This is a genomic window from Shewanella sp. 10B, from assembly GCF_023475885.1.
In the GTDB taxonomy this organism is placed as follows: domain Bacteria; phylum Pseudomonadota; class Gammaproteobacteria; order Enterobacterales; family Shewanellaceae; genus Shewanella; species Shewanella mangrovisoli.
The window spans coordinates 42343-59656 of record NZ_JAMDJO010000004.1 but is presented as its reverse complement, the minus strand read 5'-3'; the positions used below and the strand labels follow the sequence as shown (position 1 = coordinate 59656).

The 17314-nt window shown below is 49.2% G+C and carries 16 protein-coding genes; 9 read left to right on the top strand and 7 right to left on the bottom strand.

Features of this window, described 5'->3' with window-relative positions:
* Positions 1 to 87: 87 nt before the first annotated feature.
* Positions 88 to 1356: an L-methionine/branched-chain amino acid transporter gene (yjeH, locus tag M0415_RS15390; protein WP_249556458.1), complete on the top strand. Its 1269-nt coding sequence runs from the start codon at positions 88 to 90 to the stop codon at positions 1354 to 1356.
* A gap of 71 nt (positions 1357 to 1427) precedes the next feature.
* On the opposite strand, the gene M0415_RS15385 is transcribed toward yjeH, so the two are convergent.
* Positions 1428 to 2039, bottom strand: coding sequence for an energy transducer TonB (locus M0415_RS15385; RefSeq protein ID WP_249556457.1), 612 nt, complete (start codon positions 2037 to 2039; stop codon positions 1428 to 1430).
* A gap of 295 nt (positions 2040 to 2334) precedes the next feature.
* On the opposite strand from M0415_RS15385, the gene M0415_RS15380 reads away from it, so the two are divergent.
* Positions 2335 to 3159, top strand: coding sequence for an HDOD domain-containing protein (locus tag M0415_RS15380; RefSeq protein WP_249556456.1), 825 nt, complete (start codon positions 2335 to 2337; stop codon positions 3157 to 3159).
* Between the two features lie 89 nt (positions 3160 to 3248).
* On the opposite strand, the gene M0415_RS15375 is transcribed toward M0415_RS15380, so the two are convergent.
* The gene (locus tag M0415_RS15375; protein ID WP_249556455.1) at positions 3249 to 3710 is read right to left on the bottom strand and encodes a tellurite resistance TerB family protein; all 462 of its coding nucleotides are present in this window, start codon (positions 3708 to 3710) and stop codon (positions 3249 to 3251) included.
* Between the two features lie 96 nt (positions 3711 to 3806).
* Complete coding sequence (locus M0415_RS15370) at positions 3807 to 4334, bottom strand: DUF2780 domain-containing protein (protein WP_011624477.1); 528 nt, start codon at positions 4332 to 4334, stop codon at positions 3807 to 3809.
* A gap of 190 nt (positions 4335 to 4524) precedes the next feature.
* Here M0415_RS15370 and M0415_RS15365 point away from each other — a divergent pair, with 190 nt between their 5' ends.
* Positions 4525 to 5232 carry a hypothetical protein gene (locus M0415_RS15365; protein ID WP_011718673.1) on the top strand — a complete coding sequence of 236 codons (708 nt, stop codon included), beginning with the start codon at positions 4525 to 4527 and terminating at the stop codon, positions 5230 to 5232.
* A gap of 36 nt (positions 5233 to 5268) precedes the next feature.
* The gene (locus tag M0415_RS15360; protein ID WP_249556454.1) at positions 5269 to 6726 is read left to right on the top strand and encodes a DUF4145 domain-containing protein; all 1458 of its coding nucleotides are present in this window, start codon (positions 5269 to 5271) and stop codon (positions 6724 to 6726) included.
* Between the two features lie 2 nt (positions 6727 to 6728).
* Here the strand turns inward: M0415_RS15360 and M0415_RS15355 are convergent, their stop codons facing one another.
* Positions 6729 to 7064, bottom strand: coding sequence for a hypothetical protein (locus M0415_RS15355; RefSeq protein WP_249556453.1), 336 nt, complete (start codon positions 7062 to 7064; stop codon positions 6729 to 6731).
* Positions 7065 to 7495: 431 nt separating this feature from the next.
* On the opposite strand from M0415_RS15355, the gene M0415_RS15350 reads away from it, so the two are divergent.
* The gene (locus M0415_RS15350) at positions 7496 to 9367 is read left to right on the top strand and encodes a methyl-accepting chemotaxis protein (protein WP_249556452.1); all 1872 of its coding nucleotides are present in this window, start codon (positions 7496 to 7498) and stop codon (positions 9365 to 9367) included.
* A 61-nt stretch (positions 9368 to 9428) separates the two neighbouring features.
* Here M0415_RS15350 and M0415_RS15345 read toward each other — a convergent pair whose 3' ends face one another.
* The gene (locus M0415_RS15345) at positions 9429 to 10388 is read right to left on the bottom strand and encodes a LysR family transcriptional regulator (protein WP_088212468.1); all 960 of its coding nucleotides are present in this window, start codon (positions 10386 to 10388) and stop codon (positions 9429 to 9431) included.
* Positions 10389 to 10503: 115 nt separating this feature from the next.
* Between M0415_RS15345 and M0415_RS15340 the strand changes: the two genes are divergently transcribed.
* Together M0415_RS15340 and M0415_RS15335 are read left to right on the top strand one after the other, a co-directional pair.
* Positions 10504 to 11712 (top strand): multidrug effflux MFS transporter, encoded by a 1209-nt coding sequence (locus tag M0415_RS15340; RefSeq protein WP_249556451.1) that lies wholly within the window; start codon positions 10504 to 10506, stop codon positions 11710 to 11712.
* 127 nt (positions 11713 to 11839) lie between these two features.
* Complete coding sequence (locus tag M0415_RS15335; protein ID WP_249556450.1) at positions 11840 to 12439, top strand: tRNA-uridine aminocarboxypropyltransferase; 600 nt, start codon at positions 11840 to 11842, stop codon at positions 12437 to 12439.
* 270 nt (positions 12440 to 12709) lie between these two features.
* Here the strand turns inward: M0415_RS15335 and M0415_RS15330 are convergent, their stop codons facing one another.
* Positions 12710 to 14830, bottom strand: coding sequence for a putative bifunctional diguanylate cyclase/phosphodiesterase (locus M0415_RS15330; protein WP_249556449.1), 2121 nt, complete (start codon positions 14828 to 14830; stop codon positions 12710 to 12712).
* Positions 14831 to 15123: 293 nt separating this feature from the next.
* Between M0415_RS15330 and M0415_RS15325 the strand changes: the two genes are divergently transcribed.
* Positions 15124 to 15477, top strand: coding sequence for a hypothetical protein (locus M0415_RS15325; RefSeq protein ID WP_249556448.1), 354 nt, complete (start codon positions 15124 to 15126; stop codon positions 15475 to 15477).
* A gap of 58 nt (positions 15478 to 15535) precedes the next feature.
* Entirely contained in the window at positions 15536 to 16174 is a 639-nt protein-coding gene (locus M0415_RS15320; protein ID WP_249556447.1) for a class I SAM-dependent methyltransferase, read from the top strand.
* Here M0415_RS15320 and ftsZ read toward each other — a convergent pair.
* Positions 16171 to 17307: a cell division protein FtsZ gene (gene ftsZ / locus M0415_RS15315; protein WP_249556446.1), complete on the bottom strand. Its 1137-nt coding sequence runs from the start codon at positions 17305 to 17307 to the stop codon at positions 16171 to 16173. The two genes, M0415_RS15320 and ftsZ, sit on opposite strands and share 4 nt — an antisense overlap.
* Between the last annotated feature and the right edge of the window lie 7 nt (positions 17308 to 17314).

The window sequence follows — 17314 nt, the reverse complement described above, 5'->3', positions numbered from 1 at the left end:
TTGCCACTAAGAACACTGAGATTGACGGCAGATTGCGGCGTAGAATCTCACTATACTGACGGCTTCAAAACCACTGAATTTTAACAGATGAACTCACATAGCGGAACTATAGGACGTTGGCAAGGCGCAGGCTTAATGGCCACCACTTTGCTGGGCACAGGGGTGTTTATTCTCCCGCAAATGACAATCGACAAAGCCCAGGCCGGCGCGCTTATCGCCTGGTCACTCCTGACCTTAGCCATTATTCCAGTGGCATTGATTTTTGGTCGACTGGCGAGCGTCTTTCCCCATGCAGCGGGTCCTGCATATTTTGTCGAAAAGGCCTTTGGTCGCACTGCTGGCCGTACTATTGGGCTGATTTTTTTACTGGTGGTGCCCATGGGCGCGCCGGCCGCGATTTTGATGACCTTCCAATTTGTGAATGCACTCATTCCTCTCGATGGCTGGCCTAAGGTTGGCGCCGAGGTATTAGTGGTTTTCGGCTTATTCCTACTCAATCTGCGTGGCATTCAAGTCTCGGCCAAACTGCAATTTGGCTTAACCCTTTGTATTGTTGCGATTGTGGTGCTGTTATTCGGGGCGAGCAGTGTGCAACCCGGGCACTTAACCTCATTAGCAAGCTATGGCACGCCAGAAATCCCCACCATTATGATTGCCGCAGGTATCGCCTTTTGGAGCTTCTTGGGGATTGAGGCGATGACTCACCTCGCCGATGATTTTCGCCGTCCACAGCAGGATATGATCCCAGCGATGATGATGGGTACTGTGCTGGTGGGCATTATTTATGTGGCCTGCACCTTGATTTTACTGTTAGTGCCGACCGATAAAAGCGTGGCTATGATTGGCGTGTTTGATTCGCTCTTGGGCGGCTATGGCGCTCAAGTGATTGGTGTGCTGGGGATTGCCAGCGGTCTTGCCACAGTTAACGTGTACGCCGCCAGTGCTGCGCGCCTTATCTGGAGCTTTAGTAACGAAGGCATTTTGCCGCGCTGCTTTGCGGTAAAAAATCGTCACGGTGTGCCAATCCGTGCCTTGGCGGCGTTACTCAGCGTGATGGCGAGTGTGATAGTGCTGACCCACACCACGGGCCAAGAGCTCGAACATTTGATTGCCTGGAGTAATGGAGTGTTCGTGGTGATCTACTTAATGGCCATGTTAGCCGCGGCAAAGTTATTGCACCGCAGCAACTTACCCTTAGTGGTATTAGGATGTGGCTTCTGCCTAGCGTTAGGCATCGCGCTTGGGGCAAGCATGGCCTATGTGCTGGTATTGATTTTGTTCGTGGCGCCATTCCTGTGGTGGCAGAAGACGCATATCAGTCGCAAACAGAGCTTAGCGGTAAATAAAGTGTCCTAGTGGTCGAAGTGCTGAACTATCACTGAATGACAGACCAGAACGCCAACCAGCGTGCGTTCTGGCCTCTTACCTTAAATCTTCTGATCCAGTTTAAAGTCGAGCTGCACCTGTTGATTCAGCTGTGGCACAGCCTTGCCCGAATCAAACTTAGGTTTGTATTTCCAGTTTTGCACCGCTGACAGCGCCGCCTTATCAAACACCCGCTTCGGATTGGCATCGAGCACGCGCACATTGCTAACAGTACCATCCGCCGTAATATCAAATCCCACGACCACATAACCTTCCTTACCATTTTGTGCCGCATCAATGGGATAGCGGGGGGACACTTGCACCACAGGTAAGGCTTCTGCCGTCATTGCCGATTGGGTAAAGAGTGTGGTTTGGGTTGGCATTTCGGGGGTAAGAGTCTGAGTGTTGAAATCGACGACCTGATTGCTCTCTCCCGGAGCGGTAACGCGCTCCCTTGCCGGAATGGGTTTAGGTGGCTCAGGTTTACGGCTTTCCTTCGGCGGAATTGGCGTTCGCTCCGTCATCAAAATATTGATCTGCGTGGCATCGCTCGCTTGTCCGCTCAAGGGCTGCGGATTATGGATCAGTTGCGCCATAAACACGAACAAACCTAAGGTGATCAGTGCGCTAACAAGGATAATACCTGTGCGATTAACGAGTGCATGTTGGCCCATAGTGCTTCCTTACAATGGATGAACAAGATTTAATCTATATCACTCATTACTAAAATGTAGAAACATTTATTTACAAGTAAGCAGAATTGTTGAACGATTTTTCAGGGACTGGAATGGCATAAAGCACGAGCACATCCTGTTATCGAGCGGATTTGTGGAGGATTGCCGCCTGCTTTAAAAGCGGTTTGAAGGCAGACGAAAGTTGCAGACGCCATTGATATACGGCGATATCTTTGCAAGCGAGGCGAAGTTCTGTGTTCTATATTTTGATCATTCATGTCGAAGGAGAATAAATATGGATTCTGCTGCGCTACTGAGTCGAGTCGATGACTTACCCCGTTTACCTAAAGCCATCAGTGAACTGCTTGAAGTAGTGAACGATGATAATGCCACTGTCAAAAATATTGCGACTAAGGTGTCCCACGATCCCTTGATCAGCGCTAAGGTGCTGAGACTGGCCAATTGCGCCCACTATGGCCACAGCCGTGAGGTGGGCAGTATTGACGAAGCCGTAGTACGCCTTGGCATGCAGACGCTGCGGACGTTAGTCCTCGCGTCGGCGGTGATGGGGTCAGTGCCGAAATGCCAAGGGGTCGACCTCGCGCAGTTTTGGGGGCAGACCTTTGAAATTGCACTCTATTGCCAAGAGATGGCCAAACGTTGTGGAGTGCAACCCGATGAGGCCTTTACCTGCGGTATCCTCCACCGAATTGGTGACTTACTGATCGCGGCGATATCCCCTGAAGATGCCGAGAAGATTACCGAAGCCGTCGCTCAGGGCAAAGATAAGCACATGTTTGAGCGTGAACTGCTCGGCTATGACTCGCCCGATATAGGCGCCCTGTTGGCTAAAAACTGGAAATTCACCCCTGCGTTGGTGCAGGGCATCCTTTATCAGGATCATCCCAAGGATTCGAACCCTTTCTCTAAATTGGCCGCCTTGTTGTGCCTCGCCTATAAAGTGCTGGAGGAGTGGGACAGCATAGACGATGACGATAAAACCAGTTGGTTATCGCAATTAGCGACCAAGAAGGGCTTAAAGATGGAAATGGGGGGATTGCGAGCCAAATTAACTGAGCTCAGAGGCGCAGGATTCGAAATCGGTAAGGCGCTCGCCTAAGCCTGCTGGAACAGTAAGCGGCAATCTACAGCCTTGATTCAAAAGCATGAATGGCAACACTGCGATTCATGCTTTTTTATGGAGTGCTTTTAGCGTGCCGCTTGGGTCGCTTCGATAGCCTGATTACGCATCTGGATCAGTTCGCTGTGCTTGAGGTACAGCAAATCGGCGGTGCGGCGAATGATTTGATCTTCGTACTGGGAGAGTTGTCCATCGGCATAGGCTAATTGCCACATAGCTAACAGCAATTGTTGCTTTTGCTCCAAGCTAAATTCGGCATTGATGGTATTGGTAAACTCAAACAGTGAGGTTGCATTACCTTGGGCTTTTTTCGCTTCTTCAATCAGTTCATTGGCTTCCCGCACAGGCATCGACAATGTCTCTGTCAGCAAGGTAGGCAGTAACGCCATTTCTTCCGCCGCGAGGGTTTCATCGGCAAATACCACTTCGAGCAACATACTCGCCGCCGCCAATTTGAGCTGGTGGGCTTTCTCCTCGGGGGAGATGGCCTGGGTGTGGGATTGAAGGAATCGTTTCAGCTTAGCAATCATAAAAGGGCACTGCTCTGGCAAGAAGGGATAACTAAATAGAGTGATTTACGGCGCTAAAGTTCACCCTAAGCGATGGGCTTAGGGTGAAAGCGAAGGTTACAGCAGGGAATTTAGGCCCTTCATCAGGAGATCTGAGCTGCCTTCGGCGCCATTTGTCTCAAGGTAAGACTTGGCGATATTGATCATCGGCATGGCCAAATCTTTAGAAATACCCAATTTTTCAAAGGCATCTAACACCATAGCACTGCCTTGAAGGGAAGAGCCAATATTGCCAGCCTTAGATAGCAGGCCTGAAACGCCCGAGTTCGCGTCGAGTTTAGGCGCTGCGGCTAATAGGCTGTCTGCATTCGGAATGCTGGCGGCTAATTTGGTGTAATCATTCGAACCTAGGCTAGACTGGGCTAGGCCTAACAGGCTGCCTAAACCGCCTTCGGCTTGGTTTTGGCTTAAACCGAGTTGCGACATCACGCTACCGACTAACTCGTTAGATTGAGTCGCGGTGCCTGTGGCTACTTTTTCCGTTTTTGCTTGTGTTCCTGCGAGGTTATCTAACCAGCCTGCACTGGCGGGAGCCGCTAAAAGCGTGGCGCTGATCAGGATTGAGAGAGTGAGAGTGTGTTTCATGAGTGGCATCCTTTGAGGGTTTGCGCGCAATAAAGGGCCACAGTGTAACGGCTTTGCGACTTTTGTTGCAGTCCTTTTCTGTGATTTACGGTTCACTCAAGTGATTTGTGTTGTGCATTGGGGCGGGATTTTGGGTATCCTTAGCGGCAATTCACGGTGTTAATTTACTTCAATTATTTTGGAAAGGCGCATGTCACTATCCGCAATTTTGACCGAAGCTTATAACTTTTTCCGTAATCATCTCACTCAGCTTGCCATGCTGACAGTGCCATTGCTGTTAGTGCAGGTGGGGATCCAGCTGTGGCTAGGTACAGAGATGAGCAAAGTCGATCTGGAAAACCCGCAGTTTGGCGCGCCGCATATGATCGCCATGATGCTACTGCTGCTGATTTTTTCGGTGCTGATCGCCGCATTAACGCTGTTTTTAGAGCTGAGATCCCAAGGGCATAATCCCTCGACGGGAATGGTATTGAAGGCCAGCTTACCCTTTGTACCACCCCTGCTGCTGGCTGGCGTGTTTTCGGGACTGGCGATTTTAGCGCCTGTAATGCTATTTGCTGCGTTTGGACCACTTTGGTTAGTCGGCCTCGTCATCAGTTTCTATCTATTTGCGCGACTCGCCTATGTGAACTTTATGGTGGTGGTTGAACGTTTAACACCACTGGAAGCGATTAAGGCAAGCTTTAGCTTTAGTGGTCCTATCGTACTGAAAACCATTGCTTTATTGATGCTTTATCTGCCGCTTTCTGTCGTGGGTGCTCAGCTCTCTGGCGCAGCTTCTCTGGGCGGTTTGCCAGTGCAAATGCTGGCGGATACCTTGATGGCATTTATCGGTCTATTCGTGAACTTAGCGCTGTTCCGCCTGTATATGGTGACTAAACAGCCCACCGCGGAATAACATCAACCGAGTACATTCGAACTGAGGTAAGGATTTATGGGAACAGGGGCTGAGTTACTGGATAGCGAATTTATCCAAGGTTTTTCGGCCTCTCTCCTCGATGATTACCTCAACGCTAAAAACTATGTGCAGGATGTGCCCACTCAGTCATTGCTGCATATCCGCAGTTTTACCCACAGGCTGACCGAACTGCTCGGTCAAGATAAAGCCGTTTCCTTCACCAGTCCTAATCTCTATGACCGTATCGAGCTGTTAAACCAAAAGCGGCTGATCGATGTGAAGACGACACGAGCCTTACATCGTCTGCGTGGCGATGGCAACCGTGGCGCCCACCCTGAAAAATACCATTTAACCCAAGAGCAGTTGCTCGCCTTGGCCCAAAAGGCCATCAAGGATGTGTTGGCCTTAATTGAGCACTTGTATCCTAAGGTGATTGGGCGCGCGGCTCCCGCTTATCGTTACCAAGCCAGTGACGCCGTTACCATCAAAGATCTCTGTTACCGCGCTGTGATGGAAGACGACCCTAACGCGCAATATCTTGTGGGGATCTCTTTTAAAACCAAAGCATTAATGCTTAAAGAGCAAGAGCTTGCCTTGGTTGATCAATCCTATGGTAATGAAGATGAAAATGGCCCAGCGGTAAAGGAAGTGGCGCAAAAAGCCAGTGATACCTTTGCTAAAGCCGCCTATTGGTTTGCCCTTGCGGCGCCAAATCATTCCGATGCCCTCTATGAACACGGGGTTGGGCTTATCCATGGCTATCAAGGACAGGCCGATGCCATTCATGGCGAAGCTGCGATTGCCAAGGCTGCTGAGTCGGGAGTCGTCAATGCGATGGCGTTACTCGGGTATTTTTATCTGGTGGGCAGTGAGTCATTTAAGCCGGATTTAGTGCAGGCGAAGCACTATTTGCAATTGGCCGCAGCGGGCGAGCAGACCGAAGCCATGGCGAATTTAGGTGTGCTTTACTATCAGACCAAAGATCTGGCTCAAGCCTATCATTTTATTAATAAAGCGGCGCAAGCGGGTTATCCCCATGCCCAATACCATCTGGCCTTAATGCTCGCCAATGGTGATGGTTGTAAGCGTGATCCTATCGTGAGTGAGTATTGGATGGCCGAAGCGGCCGAGCAAGGTCAGCTGGATGCCATGCTTACCCGCGCACAACACATGCTAAATGACGAAAGTGGTTTGGGTGGCGATGTGAGTCAGGCGGAGCGTTATCTACGTGAAGTGATTAAATACGGTCACAGTGTGCCAGCCATGATTGAACTGAGCATGGCACTCGCGGACGGTATTTTAGGGCGTATCGATGTGGTGGGCTCTGCGGCACTGCTTAACTTGGCGCGCCGTCATGCTAATGCCAAAGAGGCCGAGATCATCGAGCCCCTATGGCAATCACTCGCATTGCAAGTTGATACTGTGCTGGAAATGACCCAAGATCCCGGCGAGATTCAAACCCTTAAGCGCGCAAAAACCTTACTAAGCGCTTAGTATTATTTCTCATCCTGTTGATGTTCAAAGGTGCGGCCGCGATATTGCTCTGCATGGGTTTCACGTACCACATTGCTGGAACGATAAAACTCAGTCTCTTGACTCGCCGCTTCCTGCGCTTGTGCTTGGGCACGATTAAACTTACTCACTTGGCGCGCCACGTAAATGCGGCTAAATAACACTAAGCAGCCGAGCGCAATTGCGCCAAATAAAAGCACAAAAGGCAATAAAAACAATGATAAACAGATTAGGCTAACACTAACGGCCATGGCTAACCAAGCCCGTGCTCCTGAAATGCGTGGCTGAAATGGGCTCTGTTGAAATTGTTGATAGATCATAAGAACTCCTAATCAAAATGGGCGAGGCGTAAGGTAAATCATCTAAGGATTTGCCAACTTGGCGTCATCGAGAGGCCTCTTTCCAATGCTATGGAGAGTCAGTGTGCAATAAATAAACGGATTGGGTCACGTTAATTTGGGTTAATTTACGTTGTTTTACGTCTATAAGCTTACATTGTTGTGTAATCTGGGGTGTCTGTGATCTTTTGGTTATCATTAGGTTTTTAATGATTTGGTTAAAGTTATCTTTATGTTTTTGCTTAATTATTTATTAATTTGATGATAAGTGATTCTTTGTTTGTTGTGCAAGATGTGCGAAAATTTAACCGATATTTTGATTGGTTATGGCTAAATCTGTAAATTTATTACATTGAGTGATGACCATTCGTCCAATACCTTCCTTCAGCGCTGTGTAAATCGTAGATACCAAAATGAACTCATATTCACTTAAACAAAAGATCCTGATTTCGGTCGTGATCGCCTTGTCCCTCGTGATCAGCTTGCTGTCTTGGCAAAGCTACTCCAGTCAAAAATCATTGTTATTGCAAAATAGCCTAGAGCAGGTGCAGCGCTTGGGTGAACAACAGGCCGAGCGTATTCAAGAATGGCTGACTGGACGCCAAGATATCGTCGGCGCATTGGCCTCTAAGGTGGAAGGTAACAGTTTAAGTGCATTGCAACAGGCGCAGGCCTCAGGGCGATTTCAGCTAACTTATTATGGTACCGAGACTGGGCAGATGTTGGACTCAGATCCAAGTATCGACCGTACGGGTTACGATCCGAGAACGCGTCCTTGGTATAAACAGGCGATGAATGAGCGCGGTTTAATCCTGACTAAACCCTATGTCGACGTGGCCTATAACGTGTTAGTGGTCACTATGGCGCAGGCCACTTCTCAAGGTGTGGTTGGGGGCGATCTCTCGATTGCGAGCCTAGTCGAGAGCGTGAATCGCATGACGCTCCCTGCCAATGGCTATGCGATCATGATGCACAAAGACGGCACTGTGATTGCTTACAAAGATGCCTCTAAGGCGATGAAACCTGTCGGCCAAATCGACAACGATCTGAATCATGATTTACCCCAGCAGAGCCGCCAAGCGGGAGCCTTGCTGCCCATGTATTTTGAGAATGAGGGCCGTGATAAGTTAGTCTGGGGCGTCGATATTCCCAATACCGATTGGGAGCTGGTGATTGTGCTGGATAAGGAGACCCTAGAGGCACCTCTGACCGATCTTTTGTTGACGCAATTTGGACTTTCCGCCGTAGTGTTATTGCTGAGCGTATTGGCGATTTCCTGGTTGATGAATCTATTGCTAGGTCCACTCGGACGCGTGTCACAGGCGCTGGCACGCATTGCTGACGGCAATGGCGATTTAACTCAACGTATAGAGGTCGATACTCAGGATGAAGTGGGCGTGCTGGCCGATAGTTTTAACCGTTTTGTCGGCAGTCAGCATCAACTGATCAGCCATATTCGCCAGTTAGCTAGCGAGCTGGATGCGGATGCCGAGCGCAGTCTTAAAACCAACCATATTGCGGTGGCAGAGCTGCAACGTCAGCAGCAGGAAGTGGCTATGGTGGCAACGGCGGTGACCGAAATGGCAAGCGCAACTAATGAAATTGCCGCCAATGCGGAAAATACTGCGACAGCGGCGCAGCAGTCGGCCGCGAGTAGTTTCCAAGGGAAAGAGCTGGTCAATAAAACCCGCAGTTCGATCAATTCCCTAGCCGATGAAGTCGCTCAGGCAACAGACGTGATTGAAGATTTAAGTCGCCATGCCCAGTCGATTTCTAGCATTTTAGCGACAATTCAAGGGATTGCGGAGCAGACTAACCTATTAGCGCTCAATGCGGCGATTGAAGCAGCCCGCGCGGGCGAACAGGGCCGCGGTTTTGCCGTGGTCGCCGATGAGGTGCGGGTATTGTCGCGCCGGACGCAAGATTCGACCCAAGAAGTACATGCGACCATTGAAACCTTGCAACGCACCACAGCAAAAGCGGTAAGTTTGATGGAAAGCAGTCAAATGCTCGCGGGCAACAGCGTGGAAGATGCAAATGCTGCCGCGAAGGCGCTGGAGGAAATCACCCAAGCCGTGAATGTGATTTCGGATATGGCGGGGCAAATTGCCACTGCTGCTGAGGAACAAACTCAGGTTACGGGGGAAATCACCCAAAATACCGTGGCGATCAAGGACGTGACCGACGAAATCACCGAGGCCGCGAAATCGGATCTGACTCAAGCTCAAGCATTAAAGGCGCGTGCGAACGATCTTAATGCGCAGGTCGCGACCTTTATTCTGTAAGTGTGTTGAGTTTAATCGGCCTAGGGTACGCTTGTACTCTGGGCTTTTTATGGCTTTTATCTTAGGGTTGCATAAGCTTTTCAACACTTTGACAGATAGTATCGCGCATCCATTTATGGCCTTGGTCTTCATCGTTGCGCTGATGCCAGAGCAGCACATAGGCCATAGGGATAAATTCAAAGGGTAGAGGCAACAGCCTCAGTGGATACAGCTTGCATGCGTGCAGTGCAAAGCTAGATGGTAAGGTAAAAATTAAATCACTGTGGGCACAGATGCTGGCCGCGCCATAAAAATCGGGCACAGTCGTGCTGATTTTGCGCCTGTGGCCAAGGTCGGCCAGAAAGTAATCCAGCGCCCACCAATCACTCCCTTCACAGCGCACCTGCACATGCGCCATATCCAAATACAAATTTAAATCCCACTGGGGCGAGGTGAGTGCGGTCATCAAAGGATGATCTTGGCGCACCAAACACACTTGCCTGTCGGTGAACAGGGTTTGGCAGCTAATGCCATCTGGGAGTCTGTCCGTTTGCGAGTCTGACAGCGGGTGTAGATCCCGCCCCGAGATCCCAAAGTCAATTTGCCCCTGCTGCAAATCGTGCATCGATTTCTCGGTCCACACATAGGAGTCGAGCTTCAGGTTCGGTGCAGTGCTTAATAATGGGCCGATAAAATAGGGAATTAAGGTTTCGTAGGCGCTTTCAACCATGGCAAAGGAAAACTGCCTGTTACTGCTGGCTGGCGTAAACGTCGGTGGCTGAGTGAGTTGATATAAGTCCTGCAAAATATTCGGCAACTTCAGCCCGATATTGAGCGCATGTGCCGTGGGTTTTAGGCCGTGGGCAGTGCGTTGGAACAGGGGATCATCTAGAGTTTCTCGCAGGCGATTCAAGCTCTTGCTCAACGCCGATTGGCTAATATGTAATCGGCTGGCTGCGCGGGTGACACTCTGTTCTTCGAGCAAAACCTTCAATATCACCAGTAGGTTGAGATCGATTCTGGCTAAGTTGTCGAGATTCATAGATATTCCTCAGAGGAAATTCACTTTGGAAATTATACCATTTCTGTTCATACCTTGAGTTATTTAAAATAGCGCCCACTGAAATACCTTTTACTGTTTAACCGAGATAAGTTTTATGCGGCGCAATCTGTTACCTATTTTGATGTCTTTGGTGCTACTCAGCCCATTGGCGATTGATATTTATCTACCTTCTATGCCCACCATGGCGGCAGAGTTCGCCGTGTCTGCCAGCGAAGTACAGTCCACATTAGTACTGTTTTTATTTGCTATGGGTGTGGGCCAAATTTTGATTGGTCCCTTAGCCGACCGTTACGGACGTCGACCCGTGGCCCTTTTTGGCGTGTTGCTCTATGGCGCGAGCAGTTTGCTTGCCGCTGCTGCTATTGAATTCCATTGGTTACAACTTGCCCGTGTGTTGCAAGGGTTAGCGGCGTGTTCAACCTCGATTGTAGTCTTTAGCGCGGTGCGTGACTGTTATTCGCCCAAGGAAGGCGCCCGTATTTACAGTTACTTAAATGGGGCTATCTGCGTGATCCCCGCACTGGCGCCCACCCTTGGTGGACTATTAGCCATGCAATTTGGCTGGCGTTCGACCTTTGTGTTTATGACCTTATACGCGATTTTGATGATGCTATTGGTGGGCTATCGTTTACCCGAAACCCGTCCAGCCAATACCGTGAGCAGTGGTCCCTTGTACCGCTGGGGTCGTTATAAACCTGTGCTGAGCAATACCCATTTCTTGTTCTATGCCTTTGCCTGTATGTCGGCAATGGCGGCGATTTTAAGTTATGTGTCTTACTCTCCCGTGTGGCTTATTGGCCATTTAGGCGTGTCAGAGTTAGCTTTTAGTGGGTTGTTTGGCTTGAATGCTTTGGTCAATATTGTGGCCTGTTTTGCCGCGCCAGTGGTGATCCGCAAGTTAGGTAACCGTCCAACCGCCATCCTTGCCTTAGTGTTATTAGTGCTCTCGGCGGTATTGATTATCGCAGCTCAAACCTTTGGCCCAAGTGTGGGTATGGCTGCCGCCTTTGCCTTTATGTTGCCTATGATGTTGTTGTGTATTGGTTTTGCTTTCTTATTAGGCCCAGCGACCAGTATGGCACTGTCCGCCTTTGGTGAGCGCGCAGGCACCGCAACGGCGATGTTAGGTTTTATTCAGATGAGTGGCGCATCCGTCATCGCAGGCTTAGTGCAGCAAACAAACCTGACAGCACCCTATGCGGTGGCGTTAGTGATGGGATTTTTCTCTATCGGATTACTCTCGATGATGGCGCTCAGCCGCTTTGACCACTGGCACCAAGAGCAGTTAGCCGCCGAGCATTAATACGCCCTAAACGGCTAATCAAAGAAACACCCTTTGCCCGTAGCTTATTTGACCATAGCTACGGGCATTTTTTATCCATAATTCAAGCTGCTATACTGCTGGATAAACGTTTTATAGAGATTTTGTTTTGAGCCGCCACTATTGCCCTCATTGTCGTTATCCCCTTACTGCTTGCCTCTGTGACCATGTACAACCCATACAGCCGCAAACGCAGCTAGTGGTATTGCAACACCCCTCCGAAGTCGAGCATAAAAAGAATAGCGTCAAGGTGTTAAGTCTAGTTATCCCTAACACCCAAGTGTATGTGGGGGAGACGGAAGCGGATTTTGCCTTATTGCGTGAACAATTGATGGATTGTGGGCGCCCTGTCTATCTTGTGTATCCCTCTGAGCAGAGTGTGAGTGTCGAACAACAGAGGCTTAACACCGATTGTGTACTGTTGTTGATCGATGGCACCTGGCGAAAAGCCTTTAAAATCTTGCAACTCAATCCATGGTTGGCTCAATTGCCTGCGGTGCACTTGGCCGAAGGTTATGCCTCGAGATACAAGATCCGCAAATCTAGCCGCAGTGATAGTTTGTCAACCTTAGAAGCGAGTGCTTATATGCTAAAAGCCCTCGAGCCGGATTTAGATGTGTCGCCTTTACTGAATGCCTTCGATGCTATGGTGGAGATGCGCATTCGCTCCATGCCACTTGAGGTGAGGCTGCGTTATCAGAACGGATAGTAAGTGATTTTAAATTCTTACGTTTTTGAGACCCCGTACGAATTAAAATAGTTAAAATCTTATTCAGATCACGCTAACGTAACGTAAAACAAGGTTTAATAATGAGGATTCATTTGCGCTGCAAATGATGAGATAGCTTTGCCAGCCAATTGCTTTGCAGGGGAGTGATTCCATACTTTATGGTGTGCTGGCAGGGCTATCGAGCCAATGATTCACCTTGAAATATCCACTCGATAAATCAATCCATTCTTACTGCGTTGCCGCTCAACCTTAAGCGATACACCTTTCGGCTAAAAAGGCTTGGGTAAACTGCTCAACCGAACTGGGATAGCCAAACAAAAAGCCTTGCGCAAAACCTTGCCCCATATGGGTAATGATGTCTTTTTGTTGCTGCGTTTCAATGCCTTCTGCCACAAAGTGAATATCGAGAGCCTGTGCTAATTGCACTATGGCATGGCAAAGTTTTTGCCCGGAGGCATCGTGTAAACGCAGGGCAAATTCAGCATCAATTTTCACACTGTCTATTGGTAAAGTGCCTAAACGGCTCAGTGAAGAGAGGCCCGTGCCAAAGTCGTCAATCGCGATACCGACACCTAAGGCTTTAATGCGCTCAAGGGTCTGGCGAGCCAACTCGGGTTGACGTAACAGTGCTGACTCGGTGATTTCTAAAATCAGTGCTTCAGCGGGCAGGGCGACCATTTCTAGGGCGCTAATTACTTGGCCGACAAAATCTACATGCTCCAGCTGCAAGGGAGACACATTGACCGACACTTTAAAATCTGGCTGATAACTTGCGCGCCATATGGCGGCCTGTTTACAGGCTTGCTCAAGTGCCCATTGCCCAATGGTGATGATGAGCCCGGTTTCTTCGAGTAAAGGGACGAACTCGGCCGCTTCATAATGCTCGCTTGGGGATTTTTGCCAGCGCAACAGCGCCTCGGCACCTATGGGCTTATTGGTGTGCAAATCCACAATCGCTTGATAGGCAAGATTGAACTGCTTGAGACTATGGGCATGCCTTAGATTATTGATAAGTTTTAATTTAAGCTCGGCGGCTTGGCTCATCGCTTTATCATAAAAGACTAAGTGTGGTTGGTTTTTCTTAGCGCTGTACATAGCGGTATCGGCCAAGCTAATCAGCTGTCCCGCTTGATCGCTGTGGGTTGGGAACAGCGCGATACCAATACTGGTGCCGAGGAAGAACTTTTGTCCTTCGATTTCAAATGGACTGTCGAATAGACTCAGTATTTGCTCGGCAAATAATTGAATTTCTTCCTTACAGCTGCATTCCTGCAGCACTAAGGTAAACTCATCGCCTCCCATACGGGCGATATCGGCCTTCTCAATGCAGCCCGCTTCTAAACGCGCGGCCACCAGTTGCAATACCCTGTCACCCATGGAATGACCAAAGCTGTCATTGATGTTCTTAAAACCATTGAGATCTAAAAACATCAGTGCGCCGAGGGCGGAAGGATCATCCTTCAGTTTGTCGAGGGCGCTATTGAGTATTTGCTTGAGATGATAACGGTTCGGCAGCCCCGTGAGTGTGTCGTACATGGCGCGGGTAGTGAGCTGCGTTTCGAGCAGCTTTTTGGTGCTGATATCGCTGAAAATATTCACATGATACAGGGCATTATCATCGGTCTCGATGCGGCGACTGCTCTGCCATGCGGGAAAGTGGCTCCCGTCAGATCGCTGTTTAAGTGTCTCACCGTGCCAAAATCCGCGAAGTTTCATGGCGGCTTGGCAATCGGTTTCTTGCCCTGACGGCAGGAGTTTTGCCTCCAAAAACTCAGGGGTTTTACCGATTAATTGTTCGGCACTGTAACCACAGATACGGCACATTGCCTTGTTCACTGCCAAGATGCGATTGTCAGCATCTGTGATATATACAGCCTCAGCACTCTCTTCGAGCGTGGTCGCCATAATTTCCCGAGGGATATGGGCAAAGCCATCGGAGATCGACGGTCTAACTTGAGTGCGACGGTTGAGTGCTTGCAGCTCAACAAGCACCACGGCCTGTTGCTGTAAATAACAAGGGTAGAGTCTTACCTTGGTGGGGAGTTCTTTACCCTGTTGGCTTAGGTGGAGCCAGCTAAATTCGACATGGTTGCCCGATGCCGCCTCAAGAATCATTTCCCGAGCAAATTCAACGCTATTACGCCCAGAAGATTGGATCCTCGGTGAAAAGTCATAGGGCGTGGTATTCACTAAGGCATCGTATTCGGTGCCAAAGTAATCGAGGGTGGCGCTATTTGCGCTGATAAAACTAAAGCCTTGGATCAGAGCGAGGGGAGTCTGGTGTGGATCGGCTTGCCAGCATGACAGCTTATCTTGCAATACAGGGTCATCTGTACTGAGTTTATTGAGCAAGTGTTGCCATCTGATCATTTAGGATACTCCCTTGTGACGCAAATTAAGGTCACATCCTACAGCCTAGGTACTTCGTTTATAACGAAATTAATTCAAATAGTACATCATTCCATTGAGGTTAAAAATAAACCTAATCGAGGTTTTGTTTAAATCACAACTAAAAACTGACAGTTTAAGATAGCTGATTTTCAGTGTTATACACGAAAATTCTCCTAACTCATCACTGCAAAATACGGTTTTATGCTATGTTTTGCCCTGAATGTTCAGTTTGCCGTGCCAATCAGCCGAGGAAGGACTCTAAGGAACATAGGATGCAAAAACTTATCCCCACCATCGTATTAAGTGTCGTTGTCGGTCTGGTATCGCCTATCGTGCAAGCGGCTGATCAACCAAAGCCGCGGCTGACCTTAGAACAAAGGGCCGATAAGGCGCGCATCGATTCAGAAAGAATCGAGCAAGCGCAGCTTGAAAAGGCCCGTCGAGCCGCCCAAGAGACCTCTGCACGGGAAGATAAAATCAGGCAACAGTCCAATCCGCAAGATTGGGAAGCCCAGCAAAAGCTCAAGGCACAAAAGCAGTTCGATGAACGGGAAAGCCGCGAGCAAAAATATCTGCAAGAAGCCAAGGAAGCGGCCGCCAAAGAGCGTAAAATCCCCAAACCTTAATCTTTTTAGTTAAAGGCAATATCCGTCGTTTGCCTTACGATGTCTCTAGGAACTGTCGTTGAACATCTGTCCCCTTTGCCACAGTGCCGATTTAGTGGCCTACCACCAAGATAAACGCCGTCGTTACCAACATTGCCAGCAGTGTGCCTTGGTGAGTGTACCTGCCGAATTTTATCTAAGCCCTGAAGCCGAAAAGGCCGAATACGATAAGCACGAAAATCACCCGCAGGATCTTGGTTATCAGCGGTTTCTAGACAGAACCCTCGCCCCCTTGTTGAGCCGCTTTGCGCCAACGGCATTAGGGCTCGATTTTGGTTGTGGTGAGGGTAAGGCATTGAGTCTGCTGGCGCAAACGCGGGGTTATCGGGTCGAGAACTACGATCTCTATTACGCTAATCACCCCGAGTTACTCACGCGGCAATATGATTTCATTACCCTGACTGAGGTCATTGAGCATGTGAGTGATGCCGATGCGTTACTGACCTTATTAAACACTTTACTCAAACCCAAAGGCATTTTAGCCGTGATGACCAAGCGAGTGCTCAACCCCACGGCATTTAGCACTTGGCATTATAAAAATGATCCCACCCATATTAACTTTTACTCCGAAGCTACCTTTCAATGGCTCGCCGAGCATTACGGCTGGCAGCTGGAAATCATCGACAAAGACGTCGTGTTTTTGCATAAAGCCCACTAATGCGCTTGGGGCTTTTGCTGCCGCAGATAAGTTGGGATCTGTAAGTTATCTAAATCGAACTTGGATGGTGCGGGGTCGGCGATTGGTATCGCCTGACACTTAATAAAATCATGCACATTGATATAGTTGTCATTAACTGCTTGGATAGGATCTTGAATTTCCGGCTGCGCGAATCCAATCCCCGTTGCTATCACCATGATTTCGAGCTCCGATTCGAGGTCAGGGTCGATAGTGAGCCCAATAATCACTAGGGCATCCCGTGGTAATTGCTCGTGTACAGTTGCGCCGATTTGGTTGTATTGACTGAGCTCTATCGTGTCTTTTGCGACAACGCTGACAATTGCCGCTTGCGCTTGATTGAGTTCGATATTATCGAGCAAGGGATGTTGCATGGCGCGTTTAACCGCCGAGATAAGATCCTCATCGCCCTGAAGGCAGCTCACGCCCATTGCGGCGCGACCTTGGCGGCTGATAACGGAAATAAAATCATTTAAATCAATATTGATAAGCCCAGCTTGGCTGATGGTATTGGCAAGCCCCAATAACACATCCTGTAAAATTTTATTGCTCTCTTTGAATGCATTGAGCAGGGTCACTTTGGCCCCGAGCACCTCGGCAAGCTTATCGTTGGGGAGAACGATAACGGCATTGGCATTCTCCAATAATTCTTGCAATCCGGCTTCGGCATTGGCTTTTCTGTGCTGGCCCTCAAAGCTAAAAGGCATGGTCACAACGGCGATAACAGGTTTGGTTAACTCTCGAGCGAGCTTTGCCACCTGCGGTAGCGCGCCCGTACCCGTACCACCGCCTAATCCCGCCGTGAGAAACACTATATCGCTATGCTGCATTTGTTCAGTTAATGCCTGCGCCGACTCAATCGCTGCTGCGCAGCCGACATCGGGCTTGGCGCCTGCGCCTAAGCCTTTCGTCGTTTGTGGACCAATTTGAATACGGTAATGGCTGCTGGTGGCGGCCATGGCTTGGGCATCGGTATTGACGGAAATTAATTCTACGCTGGATGGCAGATTGACTTGGCTGAGTTGATTAATGGTATTACAACCACAACCTCCGACGCCGAATACCGTTAATTTAGGCATGGCGCCAGTGGCGGTTTCATGAATAAGTTCAAACATAGCACTC